Raw genomic sequence first — 17,809 nt, forward strand, 5'->3', positions numbered from 1 at the left:
AATAAAAAATAACCCCTGCCATGTGGTAGGGGTTATTTTTTATTAAATTTATTTGTTAGATTTTCTCCAGATACCAAGTTTTTCTGCTTCTTTAATTAACTCGTCTCTGTTTTCTTGGTGAGCTAGACTAACAAGAGCTTCTGCTGCTTGCCATGTTGATAGACCTTTGAAGTTTACTATACCTTGCTCTGTTGCAATGTAGTGAGTGTTACTTCTTACAGCTGTTGCTTGAGTTCCTGGTTTGAAAGTTGGAACTATATTTGAAATTCTCTTTCCTTCTTTGTTTACTCTAGAAGATTTGAGGGCGATAAATGATCTACCACCTTTAGATCTATATGCTCCAAGTACAAAGTCAAGTGCTCCACCCGCTCCTGAAATGTGTCTTGTTCCTGCAGACTCAGCTGATATTTGTCCCCAAAGGTCTACTTCAAGAACTGTATTTATTGATACATAGTTATCGTGAGCTGCTATAACATCAACATCGTTTACATAAGAAACTGGAGCTGCCATTAGCTCTTCATTTCCGTCGATATAATCATACATTTCTTGGCTTCCTGCTGCAAAGGCATAGACTTGTCTACCTGGGTTGATATTTTTCTTCTTGCCTGTAATTCTTCCAGCTTGAGCCATTTCCATGAAGCTATCTACATACATTTCTGAGTGAACACCTAAATCTTTTAGGTCAGATTTAGCAATTTGGCTACCTATAGCATTAGGCAAACCACCGATACCTAATTGGAGAGTATCGCCGTCTCTTAGATTATCTACAACGTATTTAGCAACTTGGACTTCTTCTTCACCAAATTTTGCACTTGGTAGGGTTATCATGTCATAATTACTTGATTCATAGACATAGTCAACATCTTTGATGTTGATGTAGTTTCTAAAGCCACCTAGGGCAACTGGAACATTTTTGTTAACTTCTAGGACAACTTTATCTGAATTTTCAAAAGAAGTCATAGCATGTGATGCTGATAGACCGAAGTTGAAGTTACCATGGTTATCCATTGGAGATACTTGGATAACTGATACTGCTGCTTTGTCTGCATTTTCTGCTATATATCTTTCTATTTCTGAGTATTTGATAGGAATAAAGAAAGCACCGTATTGGTTGTTGTTGATTAAGTTTCTTTCTGGACCTGTTGAATGCCATGAATGATAGATAAAATGTTCACCCGTGCTGTCTGCTTGGCCGATGTGAAGATTATAAGGAACAACTCCTGATCTTATTTTTACGTCTTTTAATTCATCTACTCTTGCTGCTAGAGCCTTGTCAAAGTCAACTGGTACTAAGGCTCCCCAGCCCATTTCAACCCAATCGCCGTCTTTTACTAGTCCTGCAGCTTCTTTTACAGTTATTAGTTTATCTTGATACAATTTTTCAAAATCCATTTTAAACCCCTTTTAATATTAAAATCGTTTTCAATCTATATTATACCCATATTTTATTATATTATTCTTTAATTGATAATTTTTATCAGTTTAATTAGATATAATTTTATATAAATTTAAAAGGGTGTAAGAATACACCCTTTTATGATAAACGATAATTATCTTTCAACTACTACAGCAGTACCCATACCACCACCTATACATAGGGTAGCGATACCTTTTTTAGAGTCTCTCTTTTGCATTTCATATAGAAGTGTTGTAAGGATTCTTGCTCCACTAGCTCCAACTGGGTGACCAATTGCGATTGCTCCACCGTTTACGTTTACTATATCAGTATTTAGTCCAAGTTCTTTGATTACTGATAGTGCTTGAGCTGCGAATGCTTCGTTAGCTTCTATTAAGTCGATATCTTCTAATGTTAGGTTAGCTTTTTCTAGTGCTTTTCTAACTGTTGGGATCGGGCCTGTACCCATGATTTTTGGATCAACACCTTCTGTAGCGTAGCTTACGATTGTAGCAAGCGGTTTAACGCCTAACTCTTTTGCTTTTTCTTCACTCATTACTACAAGACATGCTGCACCATCATTAATTCCTGATGCGTTAGCTGCTGTAACTGTACCATCTTTGATAAATGCTGGTCTTAGTTTAGAAATACTTTCTGTTGTAACGCCTTCTTTGATGTATTCGTCTTCTTCAACTACAGTTACTTTGCCTTTTCTACCTTTAACTTCTACTGGAACGATTTCATCTTTAAATCTACCTTCAGCTCTAGCTTTAGCAGCTTTTTGTTGGCTTCCTGCAGCAAGTTCGTCTTGTTCTTCTCTTGTTAATCCGAATTTTTCAGCTATATTTTCTGCAGTAACACCCATGTGGTAGTCATTGAATGCATCCCAAAGTCCGTCTTTGATCATTTCATCGACAACTTTCTTATCTCCCATTCTTGCTCCCCATCTTTCGTCTGGAAGTAGGTATGGAGCTTGAGACATTGATTCTGTACCACCTGCAAGAACAATATCGTCATCTCCTGCCATAATCATTTGTGCTGCAAGAGATACACTTCTAAGTCCTGATCCACAAACTATGTTTAATGTCATAGCTGGTTTTTCTTTAGGAATTCCTGCATCTAGTGCGATTTGACGAGCGATGTTTTGACCGTTACCTGCTTGAAGTACACAACCTAAGATAGATTCGTCGATATCTTCTGGTTTGATTCCTGCTCTTTTGATTGCTTCTTTAGCTGCTACTGCACCTAATTCTCTAGCTGAAACTGTTTTGAAAGCTCCACCGTAAGCACCAACTGGTGTTCTTGCTGCACTTGCTATTACTACTTTTCTTGTCATATTATCTCCTTATATTTTAAATTCGTTTGCTATTTATCTCTTATTTGCTGTAGTCGTAGAAACCTTTACCAGTTTTTCTACCAAGGTCTCCAGCTCTTACCATTTGTCTTAGAAGTGGATTTGGTCTATATTTGCTATCGCCAAATTCGTTATATAGAACTTCCATAATAGCTAGACATGTATCAAGTCCGATTAAATCTCCTAGAGCAAGAGGTCCCATTGGGTGGTTTGCACCAAGTTGCATTCCCTTGTCGATATCTTCAACGCTTGCAAGTCCATCAGCAAGAACTCCGATACCTTCGTTGATCATTGGGATAAGAAGTCTGTTTACTACGAATCCTGGTCCTTCTTTAACTTCGATAGGTTGTTTTCCTAAATCTTCTGCAAGTTTGAAGATTGTTGTGTTTGTTTCATCAGATGTGTGTAATCCTCTGATAACTTCAACTAGTTTCATTACTGGAACTGGATTAAAGAAGTGCATTCCAATTACATTTTCAGGTCTGTTTGTAGATGCAGCGATATCTGTAATTGATAGTGAAGATGTGTTAGATGCAAGGATTGCTCCTTCTTTTACAACTTCGTCAAGTTCTTTGAAGATTTCTTTTTTTAGTTTTGGATTTTCTGTAGCAGCTTCTATAACTACGTCACAGTCAGCCAAATCTTTTACCTCTGTTGTGTAAGAAATGTTTTTAAGAGCAGCTTCTTTTTCTTCTTCTGTCATTCTTTCTTTAGAAACTTGTTTAGCGTAAGATTTTTCAATTCTTGCTTTAGCTTTTTCTAAGAATTCATCTTTGATATCCCTAACTACAACTTCGTATTTTCTAGCAGCAGTTTCAACGATACCGCCACCCATAATTCCTGAACCGATTACTCCAATTTTCATAATATCTCCTTTATTTTTTATGATTACCTTTGCCTATTTAATTAGTACCCAATTATTTATTTTTAAACTCAGCTTTTTCTTTGCTTAAGAAAGCGTTCATTCCGTCTTTTTGATCTTCTGTTGCAAAAGATAGACCGAATAGGTTTTCTTCAATTTTGATAGCTGAATCTATATCAACTTGTCCACCAACATTTATAGCCTCTTTGGCAAGTCTTACTGCCACTGGTGCATTTGCTGCAACCTTACCAGCAAGTTTTGTAACTCTTTCTTCTAGTTCTTCTGCAGGTACAACTTCTTGTACTAATCCAATTTCTAAAGCCTTGTCAGCTTTGATATTTTGGCTAGTATAGATTAAGTATTTAGCGTAACCTTGACCAACTAATCTTTGTAGTCTTTGAGTTCCACCAAATCCTGGAAGGATTCCTAGTCCTGTTTCTGGTTGACCGAAAAGTGCCTTATCACTTGCGATTCTAAAGTCACAGCTCATAGCAAGTTCGCATCCGCCACCTAGTGCAAAGCCGTTAACAGCAGCTATTGTTGGAATTTCTAAGCTTTCAAGTTTTCTAAATACTTGAAGTCCCTTCTTACCAAAAGCTTTTCCTTCTAGTGGAGAAAGTGTTGACATTTCTTTGATATCAGCACCTGCAACAAAGCTTCTACCTTCGCCTGTTACTATCAAAACTCTAAGATCTTTGTTTTCTTTGATCTCACATAAAACTCTGTTTAGCTCGCTAAGAACTTCTGAGTTTAGTGCATTTAGTGCTTCTGGTCTGTTGATAGTTAATCTTCCTATATAACCATCTACTGTATACTTGATTGTTTTGTAATCCATAATGCCTCCTAAATTTGCAAAATGCGTGTTTACAATGTTGTTTATTGATATTTTTTTGTCAATAAAGTTTAGAATTTAGCTGCTTATCGTATGATGTTTGTATTTATATTTAAAACTATCATCTTCTAAGCAGCCTCATTTTCAAAAGTAAGCTTAATTAGTTAGCTTTTCTTTCTTTGATTAATTCAGTTAATTTTGGAACAACTTCGAATAAGTCTCCAACAATACCATAGTCAGCAATATCAAATATTGGTGCGTCTGGATCTTTGTTTATAGCAATTATAGTATCACTTGCTCCGATACCAGCCAAGTGTTGGATAGCTCCAGATATACCGATTGCTACATATACTTTTGGTCCAACTGTCTTACCAGATTGTCCTACTTGGTGAGAGTGAGAAATCCAACCTGCATCTACTGCAGCACGTGATGAACCTACTGTACCGTCTAGTGCTTCAGCTAAATCTTCAATTAGTTTAAAGTTAGCAGCATCTCCAAGTCCACGTCCACCTGAAACTATATATTCAGCTCCAGCTAAATCTACATCTTCTCCTTCATCTCTTGGTATAAAGTCAAGGATTTTTGTTCTAACTTCACCATCATATTTAATATCTTCAGATATTTCTTCTATTTCATCTTTTGCACCGATTTCTTCTTTAGAGAACACTCCTGGACGAACTGTACCCATTTGTGGTCTAGAATCTGGACATAAGATTTGTGCCATTAGGTTTCCACCAAATGCTGGTCTTGTCCATTTAACATCGCCTGTTTCAAAGTCGACATCTAGTTCTGTACAGTCAGCTGTAAGTCCTGTTTCAAGTCTTGAAGAAACTCTTGGTCCAAGGTCTCTACCGTTATTTGTAGCTCCGATAAGGATTACATTTGGATTGTGTTTTTCAACTAATTTACAGATTGCATTTGTATAAATATCTGTGTTGTATTGTTTATATTCTTCGCCTTCAACAGTGATTATTCCATCAACGCCGTATCTTTTAACTTCTTCTTTAGCAGCGCTAACATTTTCACCTATTATTAAAGCATATAGTTTTTGTTGAAGTACATCAGCCATTTTTCTGCCTGGGTTAAGCAATTCTAAACCAACGTTTAAGGCACTTCCATCTTCTTTTGTTTCTACATATACCCAAAGATTTTTATTTTCAGTCATATTTCCCCCTTAAATAAGCTTTTGATCTATTAGTGCTTCCATTAATTTAGTAGCAGCTTCTTCAGCTTCCATATCTTCAAAAGTAACACCAACTTTTGTTATATCAGGAGCGTATGATTTTTTAACCCTAGTTGGAGATCCTTTTAGACCAATCTTTGTCTTATCTATAACATCTTCTAAATCATCAAATGTGATTTGTCCGATTTCAGCTTTTTTAGCTTTAAGTTTGTTTTTAATTTTTGGATATCTTAGTTCTTCGTCACCGTATTTAGTAAATGTTACAAGAGCAGGAACAATTGATTGAACGTTTTGTGCTCCGCCTTCAACTTCTTGTAAAACTTTGATTCCTTCATCGTTTAATTCAACTGTATAAGCACGTGTTACTTGAGGAAGTCCAAGATGTTCAGCGATTTCTGGTCCAACTTGTGCTGTATCTCCATCAATAGCTTGTAGACCACAGAATACTAAGTCTGGTTCTCCTTCTTCTTTAGCCACTGCTTTTATAGCATTTGCTAAGATATAAGATGTTGCAAGTGTATCTGATCCACCGAATTTTCTATCTGTAACTAGATATGCTTTGTCAGCACCTACGGCTAGACAATCTCTTAGCATTGTTTCTGCTTGAGGTGGTCCCATTGATATAACAACAACGTTAACTTCAGGATCTTTATCTTTTAGTCTTAGTGCTTGTTCTAGGGCGAAAGCATCGTAAGTATTTAGGATGCTTGGAACTCCCTTTCTTACAAGAGTATTTGTAACTGGATCTATTTTGATCTCATTAGTGTCTGGAACTTGCTTCGCACATACGAAAATATTCATATATCCCCCTTTATATTTTCAGTTAATAATCTATTATTTTAATAATGCACCAGATACAACCATTAACATAACTTCTGAAGTGCCTTCATAAATTTCTGTTATTTTTGCATCTCTCATCATTCTTTCAACTTCGTATTCTTTGATATATCCGTAACCACCGAATAATTGAACTGCTTTAGTTGTAACATCCATAGCAACTCTAGCTGCTTTTAGTTTAGCTTCAGCTGCTGCTACTGTGTAGCTTTCACCAGCATCTTTTAGGCAAGCTGCTTTATAAACTAAGTGACGAGCAGATTCTATATCAATTGCCATTTCAGCTAATTTAAATTGTGAGTTTTGGAATTTAGCAATAGGTCTTCCAAATTGGTTTCTTTCTTTAACGTATTTGATTGCTTTATCAAGAGCACCTTCAGCTATACCTAAAGCTTGAGCAGCGATACCAATTCTACCACCGTCAAGAGTTTGCATAGCGTATTTGAAGCCTTTGCCTTCTTCACCAAGTAAGTTTTCTTTTGGAACTTTACAATCTCTAAAGATTAATTCCATTGTTGAAGAACCTTTGATACCCATTTTATCTTCTGTAGTACCAAAATCGAATCCTTCCATTCCTTTTTCAACTATAAATGCTGAGATTCCTCTTGTTCCTTGTTCTTTATCTGTCATAGCAAATACAACGTATGTATCAGCATATCCAGCATTTGTTATAAAGATTTTTGAACCGTTAAGTATATAATTGTCACCATCAAGTTTTGCAACAGTTTTTTGTCCTGAAGCATCTGTACCAGCATCTGGTTCTGTAAGAGCGAATGCTCCAAGTTTTTCACCTGATGCAAGTGGTGTTAAATATTTTTCTTTTTGTTCATCTGTACCAAATTTGTTAATACAATCAGCGCATAGTGATGTGTGAGCTGAAACGATAACACCTGTAGTAGCACAAACTTTAGAAAGTTCTTCTACAGCAAGAACATATGTAAGTGTATCTAGTCCAATTCCGCCGTATTCTTCATCAAAAGGAATACCAAAGAATCCTAACTCTTGCATTTTTGCAACGTTTTCTTCTGGGAACATGTGTTTTTCATCAACTTCTATAGCCATTGGAGCTACTTCTTTTTGAGCGAAGTCTCTAAACATGTCTCTCATTTCTAATTGTTCTTCTGTTAACTTATACATAATTTTCTCCTTATAAAACTTTTTAGAATAATCTTATTTGATATATTCTTAACTAACTCTTATGTTATTATATTAACAATCATTTGGACAATTGTCAAGTCTTATTTTGATATTTTTTGAAAATTACCTTAATTTTAAGCTTATTCATAAAATTGTTGTGCTTTCTTTCACTATATATATAATATAAAACTATATATTATTTAATATATAGTCTATTTATTGACAATTTATGAATATTTATTAGATATTTACGTATATTTTCAAAAATACATCGCTTCACTTGACCTTCAGTATAAATCATATCACAAAAAATATGAATGTCAAACGTTTCCTAGTGGAATAGATAACATTTCACATAAAAAAACCTTATACCGCTACAATGTTACAATTGCAATACTTTGATAATTTTTAGTTATCAAAAATATTTTTGAAAACATTTTTACAAACTTAAAAACTTATGATATAATCTAGGTATAAATATTAAACGATATTTAATACATAATTTTTCAGGAGGTTTAAATGAATAATTATAACGCAATATCAGAAGATGTTATCCAACAAATTAAAGATGCCGTTTCTGGCAAAGTATATGTTGGAGATGAAGTTAACGAAGACTTTTTCCATGATGAGATGCCAATTTATGGAGAAGGCTATCCAGACTGTTTAGTTGATGCTCAATCTGCAGAAGATGTAGCAGCTATTATGAAAATCTGTAACGAAAACAAAGTTCCAGTTATAGCAAGAGGAGCTGGTACTGGTCTTACAGGTGCAGGTGTTGCTATCAAAAAGGGCGTTATGATCAACATGCAAACAATGAACAAAATTCTAGATTATGATGTTGATAATATGGTTGTTAGAGTACAACCTGGTGTTTTATTAAACGATTTAGCTGAAGATTGCTTATCTAAAGGTTACCTATACCCACCTGACCCAGGTGAAAAATTTGCAACTCTTGGTGGTAACGTAGCAACTAACGCTGGTGGTATGCGTGCTGTTAAATATGGTACAACTAGAGATTATGTTAGAGCTATGCAAGTTGTCCTACCAAATGGTGAAATCACAAACTTTGGTGCTGTTATTTCTAAATCTTCTACAGGTTATTCACTAAAAGACCTTATGATTGGTTCTGAAGGTACACTTGGAATAATCACAGAATTAACCCTAAAAATAGTTCCAGCTCCAAAGACAACAATTTCTCTAATAGTTCCATTTGAAGACTTAAACAGCTGTATAGGAACAGTTCCAAAACTATTCCAAGCTAATTTAAACCCACAAGCTATAGAATTTATGGAAAGAAAGATCGTTCTTGCTTCTGAAAAATACATCGGCAAAGAAACTTTCCCTAAAAACATAGATGGTACAGATGTAAATGCCTACCTACTTATCACATTTGATGGTGATGATGAAGATGGTATCTACGATACAATGGAAAGAGCTGCAGAAGTTCTTACAGAAAACGGTGCAATAGACGTACTTGTTGCTGATACTCCAGCACAACTTAAAGAAGCATGGGCTGCTAGAAGTTCCTTCCTTGAAGCTATCGAATCTCAATACAAACTACTTGACGAATGTGACGTTGTAGTTCCAATCACAAAGATTGCAGAATATGTTGAGTTTGTAAATGAAACTGCAGAAGAATATATGTTTGATGTTCAAAGCTTCGGTCACGCTGGTGATGGAAACCTACACATCTACACATTATCTAACGAAGAAGAAAAATTAGACCAATTCAAAGACGAAGTTCACGAATTCATGCTAATAATCTACAAGAAAGCATACGACCTTGGTGGTAAACTATCAGGTGAACACGGTGTTGGTGCTGGTAAACTTCAATATCTAAAAGAATTTGAAGGTGGACTAAATACAGACCTAATGAGAGGAATCAAGAAAGTATTTGACCCTAACATGATTCTTAACCCAGATAAGGTTATAGGAATTAACTAATTAATTAACAAAAAATAAAGGAGTAGCAATGAATTACTTAAAAGAGTTCGTTATACTTTGCGTTTGCCTATTCCTAGGTGTTGTAACTAGACACATTATAAACTTTCCTATACCAGAAGCAGTTTATGGTATGATTTACCTTTTCATATCATTAAACTTTAAGATTTTAAAACCTGAAGATGTTAAACAAACCTCAGACGGCATATTAAAAAACCTAGCCTTCCTCTTTGTTCCAGTTGGCGTTGGAATTATGGCAAATCTCGATGTTATCGCAGGTAGAATTCCAAAATTCCTAATTCTAACAATAATTGGAACAGCCCTTACCATGGGGCTAACTGGAATTATCGTCCAAACCCTACAAAGGAGGAAGAAATAATGTTTGATAACCAATATTTTGGAATAATCTTATCCTTCGCTGCTTACGAAATAGGAAAATGGATTAATAGCAAAGTTAAAAACCCACTTGCCAACCCACTTCTAATAGCAATCCTTTTAATTATTGGATTTCTATCAGTTACAGGTATCCCTTATGAACAATATAAAAAAGGTGGGGATATAATTGCATTTTTCATTGCTCCTGCTACAGTTGCTATGATTCTAGACTTATACGCTAACCTAGATTCACTAAAGGCAAATTTAGTTCCTATCTTAGTTGGTGTTCTAATAGGTTCAATATTCTCAATGACCCTAGCACTTTTCTTATCCAAAGCCTTCGGTTTTGATAAAGAAATCATAACATCAATGGTGCCTCAATCAATAACAACAGCCATAGCTATCTCTCTAACAGAAGAATACAATGGTATTGTAGCTCTAACTGCTATGATTGTAGTATTTAGAGGAGTAATCGGTGCTTCTATGGCGCCAGCAATTATGAAAATATGTAAAATAAAAGACCCAGTTGCTCAAGGTGTGGCTATAGGAACAGCTTCCCACGCTGTTGGTACTAGCCAAGCTAGACAAATGGGTGAAATACAAGGAGCTATGTCAGGATTATCTATTGCGGTTGCAGGAATCGTTACAGTTTTCCTAATGCCACTTGCAATGGCACTTCTAAACCTAGTTGCTTAAAATAAAGTCGCCAAATATCTTGGCGGCTTTTATTATGCTAAATTATTGAAATAATTACAAGTTTGTGTATAGTTTTTTCAAGTAGGTTAAAAAGGAGGATTTTGTTTTGGAAGAATTTTATACCATAGGCAAAGTTTCCAAACTATGTAATATAGCGACCGAGACATTGAGATACTATGACAAGATAGGTTTATTTTGCCCTGATTATAGGGACAATGATACAGGATATAGGTACTACACAAAAGATAGCCTAAATACTTTATTAATCATAAGAAGGCTTAGAAACCTTGGTTTTTCTATAGAAGCACTTAAAAATACCCTAGAAACAGATTCTTTTGATAATCTAGAGATGTTAATCGAAGAAAAGTCTAAGCAATATTACGAGCAAATTCAAATTCTACAAGCTAGGAAAGTCGCTTGTGACATAGCCATCACTAGATTTGCCAGAGCAAAACGCACCAAGGATATAATCAAAGAAAACAATCTTTCAAAGATTGATTTTCCAATAGAAGTCGAATACATAGAAGAAAATCCAGTTGTTTATTCAAGAAAGATCATGAAAAAATACATCCACTCTGACATAACCCTTTCAAGGTGGATAGATATATACGAAAAATGCACAGAAAACGGACTTGAGATGATGGGTTCAATTCTTGTTATCTTTCACTCCAAACCCCTTGACCAGTTCTTAGCCAAAGACTGCGATGTGGAATTTGCCATGCAAGTAACTAGTCTTGAGGCTGGTAGGCTTGATAAAAGAGTCACTAGAACTTGGGGTGGATTCGAGGCTGCTAGTTCTTATTATGTTGGAGATTACAAGGAAATAATGAACAAACTAGTTCAAATGCTCCAATGGATCAATCAAAATGGATACAAGGTAAATGGTCCCATAGTAGAAGAGTTCTTGATATCTCCCCTAGATGTTAGAAATTCCGATGAACACGTTACAAAAATTATCATTCCTATAGAAAAAAGAAGTAAATAAACGCATATATTTTTAAATTTGCATAGAAAAAGCAGGCTAGATAATAGCCTGCTCTTTTAATATTCTAGTCTAATTCTAGTGAGTTTTCCCATAGACCGTGGATGTTGCAGTAGCTTAGTGCGTAGAAAGTACCTTTCTTTTCTGTTTTGATTACGCCTGATGCACATGGTTCAGAGAAGATATCATCTTCGCCGTGAGCAGCATATTGATATGATCCAACTTCTACTGGGAATTTGCCATCTTCAGCCTTGAAGAATACTTTAATCCAAGCGATGTGGTGTTCAAGTGTGTTAGGATGTTCAATTTCCTTACCAACTCTTGCGTTAACTCTTATTTTACCATCTTCAAGTCTTTCAACTTCTAATTCTGGTACGTGTTTTTCAGCTTTCCAATCACCTGATTGTACAGTTTCAGTTAATTTTGTCATATTTTTACCTCCATATGATCATATGTTGTCTACATTATAACTTATACCCAATATTTTAAAAATTATAGCCTATACATCAAAGTTCTTCGAATTTTTTAGATACTTGCTCTCCTGTTTCCATATCCTTTATAGAAACTTCTCTCTTGTTTAGCTCGTCTTCTCCTAAGATTATTACCTTTCTCGCTCCTAATTTGTCAGCGTAGGTCATCTTCTTCTTAAACTTGCCACTTTCTAGGTAAATATCTACGCTCTTGCCCTCATCTCTAAGTTTGTTTAAAACTTCAATTGCATATTCGTTGATAGATTCATCCATTGGAATAACTAGGATTTCTGTAAGACTTATTGCCATTTTATCTATCAAACCTAGCTCTTGAAGTTGGAAGAATAATCTTGTGATTCCAATAGACATACCTACTCCAGGAAGCTTTTGTTTGGTGAAGTTGCTCGCCAAGTTCTCATATCTTCCACCTGAGCAAACTGATCCGATTTTTTCGTAGCCATTTATAAATGTTTCATAGACTGTAGATGTGTAATAATCAAGACCCCTTGTTATAGCAAGATCAATTTTAATATTGTCATCTGGTATTCCTAGATCAACCATATACCTATAGACCTTGTTTAGCTCTTCAACTCCCTCAAGGAAAAGCTCATCATCAGAAAAATCAAAGAGTTTATATAAAAGCTCGCTATTAGAATCACTATTTTCGATAAAATCTACTATAGTTTTTGCTGTTTTCTTATCAGTAAGCTTAGTAAGCTCTTCAAAAGTATTTTCTATACCAATTTTATCTTTCTTGTCTATTGTCCTTAGTACATCTGTAGAATCTTCTATACCTAGGCTTCTAAAAAAGCCATTTAAAAGCTTTCTGTTATTTATCTTGAAAGTTATTTCTGGAAAATCTAGCTTGGTGAAGATTTCATATATAACCCTAGGCAAAAGTGCGTCATTATAAATAGAAAGACTATTGTGGCCGATGATGTCAATATCACATTGGTAGAACTCCCTGTATCTACCCTTTTGATTTCTCTCGCCCCTGTATACTTTTCCTATGTGGTAGCGTTTGAAAGGGAAGTTTAAATCTTGGAAGTGTTCAGAAACGTATCTTGCCAAAGGAACTGTTAGGTCAAATCTAAGGCTCATATCCTTTGAATCAGAGGCAATCTCATAGATCTGCTTTTCTGTTTCCCCGCCACCCTTAGCAAAAAGAATCTCGTTTTTTTCAATAACTGGCGTATCAATTGGCATAAATTGATATTTTTTGTAAGTATCTTCAATTATTTGTTTGATGTTATCAAATACTAATTGCTCTTTAGGTAAAAGCTCCATTACCCCAGCAATCGTAGATGGTTTTACAATTTTCATTTCGTCCTCTTTCTTATTTCTTTACTATAATAAATTATACGATATTTCCACCAATAAAAAAAGTCCCAAGCTTGGGACAATTAGTTAATATTGATAAGGGAACCTAAATCGACAAGTTCTGTCTCAGGGTAGATTATATCTATGTTTTCTCTCTCACACTCTTTTTTAATCAAATCATAGGACTTGTGTTTTCTAATATCTCCTGTAAAAATTAGCTCATCTCCGATGAGCCCACAAGTTCCACCTATAAAACCCTTGTCAAAGCCATCTAATTTAATAATATCCTCTGATAAAAGAATCACCCTAACCTTATCCTTCAAAGCCTTATAGATTCCATAATCTGCAGTCAAAATACTTTCTTTTAAAACAATAGTAGAGCACCTTGTATAGCCTTGCTTTACAGGAAGATGGCTGATTTTATTATCCTTAAAATATTTCTCGACAGTTTTTTCTGTATGATCGTTGTGGATATAATAATCCTTGAATTTTACTATATTATAGATAGCATCTTGGGGATATTTCCTTGAAACTTCTTCTCCCCTAATTATATTTTTATGGGATAGGTTTTCTTTATAATAATCATAAACTTCACTCGCTACTACAATATCATCTTTATCCAAAGGGAAAATTGAAAGGTCCGGATGATCGGCTATCCTAAGGTCAAGATTTGCATTTTCAGTAGTTTTTATATATGAAATATTATTTTCTTCTAGAAAATTGAAAAACGCTTCATTCGCCTTAAAACTTACAACTAGCATATATCCTCCTAAAATTTCTCACAAAAAAAGCTCTCCGTAGAGAGCGAAATTGGAGGCGCCACTCAGATTTGAACTGAGGGTAAAGGTGTTGCAGACCTCTGCCTTACCACTTGGCTATGGCGCCAAAAAATAATGGAGCGGATGACGAGATTCGAACTCGCGACCCTCGCCTTGGCAAGGCGATGCTCTACCACTGAGCCACATCCGCACATTTATTATTATATTACTTTTTTTACGATTTGCAAAGTTTTTTTAATATTTTATTTATTTATCCTATCCATTTGTAAAATATATATTAACAAAATATCTTCTGGTGCCCAGAGGCGGAATCGAACCACCGACACGGGGATTTTCAGTCCCCTGCTCTACCGACTGAGCTATCTGGGCGTGTCAGTTACCTTTATATATTATCATTATTTTAATATCTTGTCAATTAATTTATAAAAAAGAGCCTTGCTCTACTAAATCAATAGTTTTGCAAAGCTCAGGCTGTTGACAAAGTGACAAAATCCAAAAGGAAGCGTTCCATTCGGAAGAAATTTCAAGAAATTCAAATCGAAATAATACGTCCGTAAATCGCACTGTTTGAGCATTGGCGAGTTTGCGGTTTCCGGTATTATGAGATTTAGAATCTCTAAATTTCTGTAGCTTAGTAAGCGTTTTTGGATTTAGTCTACGCTCTGCGCTTTGCAAAGCTCTGTATATTTTATTTCACAAGCGTAAATACTTCGCCCTTCCATTGATTTTGATCTGGAATATTTATTGATTTGCCGACATCTACCTTTCCTTTTAGGTCCTTATTCTTGTTGAAAGCATCTAAATTAAGGTAGAAATTAACTCCATCATTTGTCCATGTCCCAGTAAAAATTTCGTTAAACTCTTGTTGGTATCTCGCACTTCCATTTTCATATAGAGTAAGGATTGAGTTTTCATTAGATAGGTACTCATTTGCAATCCCATCTGTCCTAACCCTGTAGGCTGATATATCAGGATCAAACTTTTCTGTGTAAGTTTTATCCTTACCAGTTTTGATTTCCTTTAGGATTTCATCTACACTATAGAAGGCATTGTAAGGTAAGGATTCTCTTTTAGTCGACCCTTCCTTGGTAAACTTGTGACTTACATTTTGATAGAGCATATCCATATAGGAATACAAATTATCTGAACCTATTGTCACATCAGAAAAGTCTACTGCATTGTAGAAGGTGAATTTGCCCTTGTGGCCCTCGATATCCTCTGAAACTGTTATTTCATATAAGAGATATAGTTCATTGCCCGAATTTTCCTTGTAGGATAAAAGTTCGCCAACATATTTAGCATCGCTTAGGCTAACTCCATTTGGTAGGGACATTTTCGCAATTTTCCCCTTGGCTGCATCTTTTAGGCTAGCCAAATCTTCTTCTGATAAATCGCTAACATCTGCTAAAAAGCTAGGAACATCATCTATGGTTATGTCTTTTTCTGTAGTTGAAACTTTTTTGCCATAATTTTGTGAAAGTGTGTCATTGTCTGCTTCCACTTTTAGCTTTATAGTATCTCCCTTTTGGATTTTACTCTCCTTATCATCTGATACATCTACAAAATTCATCTCTTCTGGAGCATCATCTTTGACCTTGATATTAAGGTAATTATTTGGATAAATTCCTTCTACGCTGACATCAACGTAGTCAAATGGGTCAAACTCGCCCACTTCATCTAGGCCTTCTATACTTACAGTCTCACTTTGAGGGTCAACAAATTCTATCTTGTATTTTTCCTCAACGTCTAGTTTTTGATCTTCTGGGATAGTATAAGTAACTGTTAAGTCATCTCCATTTGCTATATTTTCATACTTATCAAGCTCTGCGGGAGCCATATTTTCAATTATTTCTGCCAAATATTCGTCATAAGGTTCGTCTTTATTAGAAGTAGCTCTGCTTGCAATTTTCCCCTTATTATCAGCTAGAAACTTATCCTTATCAAAAACAAGATTTGCCGTGGCAAAACCATCTACCCCTTCTAGTTCTATATCATAATAATAGGACACATCTATCTTTTGAGGTCTGGACTTAACATATTTGTAGGAGAAAATACCTAAAAGAATGACTAAGAGGATAAGAATAATATTTCTCAATCCCCTATTTGAACCCTTAGCTTTTGTACTATCTTCTACTTCCTTATCGAAAGTTTCTTCCTCTACATAATCTACATTTTCATCATCTTCGATTATTTCCTGATCTTCGTAGGAAAAGTTATCTTCATTTTGGTTTATCTCGTCTTTATCTAATATTTCTGTATCGGATTGTTTTTCTTCTGCTAGATCTTTTTCGTAGAAATCTTTACTTCTATCTACCTTAGTTCCGCAATTGGTGCAGAATCTCGCATCATCATCCAGAGGATGACCACATTTTCTACAACGCATATCTCCTCCTAAAATCCAAACATGTTATTTTCCAAGTATTGAGAGATTTCTTCTACCATAGCTCCCAAGCCTCCTGTAAGTGGGCCTGCTGCCACACTTGCTACTATTAAAAATACAAGTGGGAATAGGATAAGCGCCAAGGTTGCAGCCTTTGGTATTCCATCTTCCCTAAATCTCCTGCTTGCAAAAAGGCTTGAAATTGTATTTGGCAAGCTCAAAAATGTAGCTAGGAAAAATATTGGAAATCCTAAAGCTGTAAACAAGGATAAAACAATGGCCAAAAGCTTGACTGGTATTGTATAAATCGCCCTAAGTGAACCAATGGCAAATGATGATTGCATTTCTTTAGTATTTGTAAATACTGCTGTTCCTATATAATAAAGAAGGGCAACTAAAACAGATAAAACTATTGAAGATATAGTTATTACGAAAAATACCTTAATTAGTGGAAATGGCTTATCTGTAAATATTCCAATACTGCCAACTGCCTTATTTGCCTTTGACGCATAAATCATTGCAAAAATAGAAGATATAATTCCATTTATCAAATATATTATAAAAGATGACTTATAATCAAGACTTGTAATGAGACTTCCACCTTCGCTATAAGGCTTGATAAAGGCATTCCAACCCTTCTTGGTGAGATTTTTAACTATATCTTTGAAATCATTCATGCTTTCCTTAGCCTTATCAGCATCGAAATTCATCTTGCTATCAAAATTAGAAGAAGGTCTCTCAGTATTTTCCCTATCGATCTTTTCCTCATTTAAAAGTTCTTCTTTAATCTCGTTATAATCAATCTTTTCAGTAGGTTTTTCTATAGACTCTTCAAAAGTTTCATCATTATAAGAAACATCCTCTACCTTGTAATCTTCACTTAATGTGCTTTTATCATAAGAAGAATCTGTACTTACATCTTTTTTGTTAGATGCAAACTGATTTTCATTTTTAGCCTTCCTCTGCCTTTCAAGTTGAGCTTCTATACAATCACAAACACTATCATCAGCCAACTCTTTGCCGCAATACTTGCAATATTTCATAATAACACCTCCCTAATAGTATCTATATATTTAATATTATATTGAAATTAAATTATTGTCAAAATTATATACAAATCTACCATAAAAAAGTATTGACATTAGAATAATTCTGCCATAATCTCGAATAAATCCATATACAACTTTGCTCAAATATTAGGTTCCTCAAGTAAGAAGTTGCTATTAACTCTAGCCATGTATTGACTCTTCTTGCTATAAATCTTCTTT

General features: G+C 35.0%; 16 protein-coding genes and 3 tRNA genes. 4 read left to right on the forward strand and 15 right to left on the reverse strand.

Annotated features, from left to right (window positions below; translation table 11 throughout):
- Window positions 1-48 precede the first annotated feature (48 nt).
- The 7 genes from E0D87_RS01450 to E0D87_RS01480 all read right to left on the reverse strand — a co-directional run bounded on the left by E0D87_RS01450 (window position 49) and on the right by E0D87_RS01480 (window position 7,598).
- Window positions 49-1,392: an acetyl-CoA hydrolase/transferase C-terminal domain-containing protein gene (locus E0D87_RS01450; RefSeq protein ID WP_130819069.1), complete on the reverse strand. Its 1,344-nt coding sequence runs from the start codon at window positions 1,390-1,392 to the stop codon at window positions 49-51.
- A 158-nt stretch (window positions 1,393-1,550) separates the two neighbouring features.
- Complete coding sequence (locus E0D87_RS01455; RefSeq protein WP_130819070.1) at window positions 1,551-2,732, reverse strand: acetyl-CoA C-acetyltransferase; 1,182 nt, start codon at window positions 2,730-2,732, stop codon at window positions 1,551-1,553.
- Window positions 2,733-2,772: 40 nt separating this feature from the next.
- Window positions 2,773-3,615: a 3-hydroxybutyryl-CoA dehydrogenase gene (locus E0D87_RS01460; RefSeq protein ID WP_130819071.1), complete on the reverse strand. Its 843-nt coding sequence runs from the start codon at window positions 3,613-3,615 to the stop codon at window positions 2,773-2,775.
- 52 nt (window positions 3,616-3,667) lie between these two features.
- Complete coding sequence (locus tag E0D87_RS01465; protein ID WP_130819072.1) at window positions 3,668-4,447, reverse strand: enoyl-CoA hydratase-related protein; 780 nt, start codon at window positions 4,445-4,447, stop codon at window positions 3,668-3,670.
- 157 nt (window positions 4,448-4,604) lie between these two features.
- Window positions 4,605-5,609 (reverse strand): electron transfer flavoprotein subunit alpha/FixB family protein, encoded by a 1,005-nt coding sequence (locus E0D87_RS01470; protein WP_130819073.1) that lies wholly within the window; start codon window positions 5,607-5,609, stop codon window positions 4,605-4,607.
- 9 nt (window positions 5,610-5,618) lie between these two features.
- Window positions 5,619-6,428 (reverse strand): electron transfer flavoprotein subunit beta/FixA family protein, encoded by an 810-nt coding sequence (locus E0D87_RS01475; protein ID WP_130819074.1) that lies wholly within the window; start codon window positions 6,426-6,428, stop codon window positions 5,619-5,621.
- A 33-nt stretch (window positions 6,429-6,461) separates the two neighbouring features.
- On the reverse strand, window positions 6,462-7,598 hold the full coding sequence (locus E0D87_RS01480; RefSeq protein WP_130819075.1) for an acyl-CoA dehydrogenase: 1,137 nt from the start codon (window positions 7,596-7,598) through the stop codon (window positions 6,462-6,464).
- A gap of 519 nt (window positions 7,599-8,117) precedes the next feature.
- Here E0D87_RS01480 and E0D87_RS01485 point away from each other — a divergent pair.
- From E0D87_RS01485 to E0D87_RS01500, 4 genes are all read left to right on the forward strand, one after another.
- Window positions 8,118-9,542, forward strand: a complete 1,425-nt coding sequence (locus E0D87_RS01485; RefSeq protein WP_130819076.1) for an FAD-binding oxidoreductase — start codon at window positions 8,118-8,120, stop codon at window positions 9,540-9,542.
- 28 nt (window positions 9,543-9,570) lie between these two features.
- Window positions 9,571-9,918, forward strand: coding sequence for a CidA/LrgA family protein (locus tag E0D87_RS01490; protein ID WP_130819077.1), 348 nt, complete (start codon window positions 9,571-9,573; stop codon window positions 9,916-9,918).
- Window positions 9,918-10,610 (forward strand): LrgB family protein, encoded by a 693-nt coding sequence (locus E0D87_RS01495; RefSeq protein ID WP_130819078.1) that lies wholly within the window; start codon window positions 9,918-9,920, stop codon window positions 10,608-10,610. Before E0D87_RS01490 ends, E0D87_RS01495 begins: the two co-directional genes overlap by 1 nt.
- 106 nt (window positions 10,611-10,716) lie before the next feature.
- Window positions 10,717-11,595 carry a MerR family transcriptional regulator gene (locus E0D87_RS01500; protein ID WP_130819079.1) on the forward strand — a complete coding sequence of 293 codons (879 nt, stop codon included), beginning with the start codon at window positions 10,717-10,719 and terminating at the stop codon, window positions 11,593-11,595.
- 64 nt (window positions 11,596-11,659) lie between these two features.
- Here E0D87_RS01500 and E0D87_RS01505 read toward each other — a convergent pair whose 3' ends face one another.
- From E0D87_RS01505 to E0D87_RS01540, 8 genes are all read right to left on the reverse strand, one after another.
- Window positions 11,660-12,022: a desulfoferrodoxin family protein gene (locus tag E0D87_RS01505; RefSeq protein WP_130819080.1), complete on the reverse strand. Its 363-nt coding sequence runs from the start codon at window positions 12,020-12,022 to the stop codon at window positions 11,660-11,662.
- 76 nt (window positions 12,023-12,098) lie between these two features.
- Window positions 12,099-13,385, reverse strand: coding sequence for a histidine--tRNA ligase (hisS, locus tag E0D87_RS01510; protein ID WP_130819081.1), 1,287 nt, complete (start codon window positions 13,383-13,385; stop codon window positions 12,099-12,101).
- Window positions 13,386-13,465: 80 nt separating this feature from the next.
- Window positions 13,466-14,143 (reverse strand): DUF6873 family GME fold protein, encoded by a 678-nt coding sequence (locus E0D87_RS01515; protein ID WP_130819082.1) that lies wholly within the window; start codon window positions 14,141-14,143, stop codon window positions 13,466-13,468.
- A 50-nt stretch (window positions 14,144-14,193) separates the two neighbouring features.
- Window positions 14,194-14,267: transfer RNA gene (locus E0D87_RS01520), tRNA-Cys, on the reverse strand.
- Window positions 14,268-14,276: 9 nt separating this feature from the next.
- Window positions 14,277-14,351, reverse strand: a tRNA-Gly gene (locus tag E0D87_RS01525).
- A gap of 103 nt (window positions 14,352-14,454) precedes the next feature.
- A tRNA-Phe gene (locus tag E0D87_RS01530) sits at window positions 14,455-14,530 on the reverse strand.
- Window positions 14,531-14,849: 319 nt separating this feature from the next.
- Window positions 14,850-16,544, reverse strand: coding sequence for a zinc ribbon domain-containing protein (locus E0D87_RS01535; RefSeq protein ID WP_130819083.1), 1,695 nt, complete (start codon window positions 16,542-16,544; stop codon window positions 14,850-14,852).
- A gap of 8 nt (window positions 16,545-16,552) precedes the next feature.
- Window positions 16,553-17,584, reverse strand: a complete 1,032-nt coding sequence (locus tag E0D87_RS01540) for an MFS transporter (RefSeq protein ID WP_130819084.1) — start codon at window positions 17,582-17,584, stop codon at window positions 16,553-16,555.
- Window positions 17,585-17,809 lie beyond the last annotated feature (225 nt).

It is taken from the genome of Anaerococcus vaginimassiliensis (assembly GCF_900626155.1).
Lineage (GTDB): Bacteria > Bacillota > Clostridia > Tissierellales > Peptoniphilaceae > Anaerococcus > Anaerococcus vaginimassiliensis.

Bases quoted from the DNA above. Each gene is read 5' to 3' on its own strand.
- E0D87_RS01480 (WP_130819075.1), bottom strand. From the start codon at position 7,598: ATGTATAAGTTAACAGAAGAACAATTAGAAATGAGAGACATGTTTAGA.
- E0D87_RS01490 (WP_130819077.1), top strand. From the start codon at position 9,571: ATGAATTACTTAAAAGAGTTCGTTATACTTTGCGTTTGCCTATTCCTA.
- E0D87_RS01495 (WP_130819078.1), top strand. From the start codon at position 9,918: ATGTTTGATAACCAATATTTTGGAATAATCTTATCCTTCGCTGCTTAC.
- E0D87_RS01540 (WP_130819084.1), bottom strand. From the start codon at position 17,584: ATGAAATATTGCAAGTATTGCGGCAAAGAGTTGGCTGATGATAGTGTT.
- E0D87_RS01450 (WP_130819069.1), bottom strand. From the start codon at position 1,392: ATGGATTTTGAAAAATTGTATCAAGATAAACTAATAACTGTAAAAGAA.
- E0D87_RS01485 (WP_130819076.1), top strand. From the start codon at position 8,118: ATGAATAATTATAACGCAATATCAGAAGATGTTATCCAACAAATTAAA.
- E0D87_RS01470 (WP_130819073.1), bottom strand. From the start codon at position 5,609: ATGACTGAAAATAAAAATCTTTGGGTATATGTAGAAACAAAAGAAGAT.
- E0D87_RS01460 (WP_130819071.1), bottom strand. From the start codon at position 3,615: ATGAAAATTGGAGTAATCGGTTCAGGAATTATGGGTGGCGGTATCGTT.
- hisS (WP_130819081.1), bottom strand. From the start codon at position 13,385: ATGAAAATTGTAAAACCATCTACGATTGCTGGGGTAATGGAGCTTTTA.
- E0D87_RS01475 (WP_130819074.1), bottom strand. From the start codon at position 6,428: ATGAATATTTTCGTATGTGCGAAGCAAGTTCCAGACACTAATGAGATC.
- E0D87_RS01465 (WP_130819072.1), bottom strand. From the start codon at position 4,447: ATGGATTACAAAACAATCAAGTATACAGTAGATGGTTATATAGGAAGA.
- E0D87_RS01515 (WP_130819082.1), bottom strand. From the start codon at position 14,143: ATGCTAGTTGTAAGTTTTAAGGCGAATGAAGCGTTTTTCAATTTTCTA.
- E0D87_RS01535 (WP_130819083.1), bottom strand. From the start codon at position 16,544: ATGCGTTGTAGAAAATGTGGTCATCCTCTGGATGATGATGCGAGATTC.
- E0D87_RS01455 (WP_130819070.1), bottom strand. From the start codon at position 2,732: ATGACAAGAAAAGTAGTAATAGCAAGTGCAGCAAGAACACCAGTTGGT.
- E0D87_RS01505 (WP_130819080.1), bottom strand. From the start codon at position 12,022: ATGACAAAATTAACTGAAACTGTACAATCAGGTGATTGGAAAGCTGAA.